General features: G+C 37.6%; 1 protein-coding gene. It reads left to right on the forward strand.

What is annotated here, in order from left to right; all coding sequences use genetic code 11:
• Positions 1-736: 736 nt before the first annotated feature.
• On the forward strand, positions 737-2,569 hold the full coding sequence (gene ltrA, locus PQF83_RS28405; RefSeq protein WP_000914978.1) for a group II intron reverse transcriptase/maturase: 1,833 nt from the start codon (positions 737-739) through the stop codon (positions 2,567-2,569).
• Positions 2,570-2,685: the final 116 nt, after the last annotated feature.

The raw sequence follows: 2,685 nt of genomic DNA on the forward strand, positions 1-2,685 counted from the left end.
GGTGGTGCGACACGTTCCTAAGTGAAAAGCTTAGGCATTGTCGAACTTACAGTTCAACAGTGAACTGTCATTCCAAGAAGTCAAATGATAGGGTAACGCCTTGAAGGGCTTCCTTTAATACTCCGACATGCAGTGAAGTTAGCAAGAACTGAACTGTATGAAGCTCGGTGAAGTCGGTTGAGAGTTACCGTAATCCTATAGGATACGAAAGTCACTCAGAGGTGGGTGGTGTAACCTATAAACCGGAAGTCTATAAATTACCTATGGTTAGTATGCACTATGAACCAATAGAGTATGGTATGTGCGGACGAATCTCTGATGGTACGGGTCTATATCGGAAGTAAGTCGAAAGGCTTACTGACACAATTAGTGTCGCTACTGTGGATGAGTAAAACTCGCCTTTATGAAAGTCCATATATTGTTACAGGCAATATCAAGGTAGCAGGCTCATAGGAGAAACCTAACGGTATATGCACAGATAGGAATGACGGAACGTGGTAAGCTGTCAACACTGAGGGCTTGCTTCCGATGAAGTGGTTCTAGGGAAAACAATTGTAAATTGTATAACCTAGGTTTATGACAGTGAAAGTGGTGGCACAGTACCTATGAAACGTGTAATGAACGTGGAGGGATAGCCACTAGTCGATTGAAAACTGACTGTTACTTATGGTTGACATGGTTTCGAGTAAGACTAAAGAGATGTAAACCTCCAGTAAATAAGGGGAGGTTACAGCCCATGTTAAAGAAAACTAAACTAAGGCACAGTGAATATTACGACATGCAAAGAAAGTATGATGAGTTATATTCTAATAGCCTTAATGGTAACAATTTCTATAAATTAATTGATATTATCGGTTCGGAAGAAAATATTAGATTAGCATACCGCAACATCAAAACTAATAAGGGGAGTAACACGGCTGGAGTTGACAATTTAACCATTAAAGATATTTGGCACCTAAACGATACAAAGATTATTCATGAAGTTAGGAAACGATTAAATAACTATCAACCACAAGCAGTTAAAAGAGTCCTTATCCCAAAAGAGGGCAGTGATAAGAAGCGACCCCTGGGGATTCCAACAATTTGGGACAGATTAGTACAACAATCTATCCTCCAAGTATTGGAACCTATTTGTGAAGCTAAGTTTCATAACCATAGTTATGGATTTAGACCGAACAGAAGTACACACCATGCACTAAGTAGAGTTGTAAGTCTTATTAACATAGGTCACCAACACTACTGTGTTGATATTGACATTAAGGGGTTCTTTGATAATGTATGCCACAAAAAGCTATTAAGGCAAATGTGGACTCTGGGAATAAGAGACAAATCACTTCTATGTGTTATTTCAAAAATCCTTAAATCTGAGATAGAAGGAGAGGGTATTCCCAATAAGGGTACTCCGCAAGGAGGAATTATTTCTCCTTTACTTTCCAACATTGTTCTAAATGAACTTGATTGGTGGATAAGTAGCCAATGGGAAACCTACAAACCTCACAGAATCTCTACTCGGCATTTAGGGTTTCGACAATATGCTAGGAAGTACACGAATCTAAAATGTGGTTATGTAGTGAGATACGCGGATGACTTCAAAATAATGTGTCGGACTTATGATGAAGCACAACGCTTTTATCATGCGACAGTTGATTTTCTCAAATCCCGCTTGGGATTAGAAATTAACCCCAAAAAGTCCAAAGTGGTTAATCTCAAGAAAAACTCGTCAGTTTTCCTTGGATTCAAAATCAAAGTGGTTAAACAAGGTAAAGCTAAATTTGGATATATTGCAAAAACCAGTATGTCCGACAAAGCTATTACAAAAGCTAAAAGACAACTAAAAGAACGAATCAAAGGAATTCAAAAGGAGCCCACTTCAGAGAAAGTTACTCAATTTAATTCAACCCTTCTTGGTATACAAAATTACTTTAAATATGCGGTTACAATTTACATGGATTTAACGGAGGTAAATTACTCTCTGCGAAGAGTCATAAGAACCAGACTTAGAAACAATATGAAGCACATGAAGTTCTGTGAAACATCTGTGAATTTTAAAAGGAAGACCAAAGGAATACAACCTAACACTAAGATTTACGTTGTACAGAACACTCCACTCTTACCAGTTACAGGAATACATCATAAAAACCCGTGGAATTTTTCGCAGGTTATCTGTAACTATACGGAAACGGGGCGTAATAAAGTACATAGTAATCTTAAGGCAATACCTAAGGATGTTCTCAACCAAGTTATGAGGACTTATTCGAAGAATAAAAGTATTGAGTACAACGATAATAGGATATCAAAATACGTTGCTCAATATGGTAAGTGTTATGTAACTGGTGAGGAAATTGGTATTGAACGTGTTCATTGTCATCACATTGTTCCCATTAAACAAGGTGGGGATGACAAGTACAACAACTTGGTAATTGTAGATTGGTTTATACACAAACTGATTCACATGACGAATCTTAATAAGATTACACATTACCTTCGGTCTTTTAAACTTAACAAGAAACAAATGGATAAACTGAATGTGCTAAGAACTAAAGCTGGAAATGAACCGATAGTAACATAATTTGATTTTAAAGTCAGTTGGAAACGATGGAACGCCGTATGCTAGGAAACTAGCACGTACGGTGTGAGGTGGGGGAAAAGGTGGAGATTACATCAAAGCCTTACCTATCATCATAA

The sequence above is a fragment of the Bacillus sp. FF-1 genome, assembly GCF_028548245.1.
Lineage (GTDB): Bacteria > Bacillota > Bacilli > Bacillales > Bacillaceae_G > Bacillus_A > Bacillus_A paranthracis.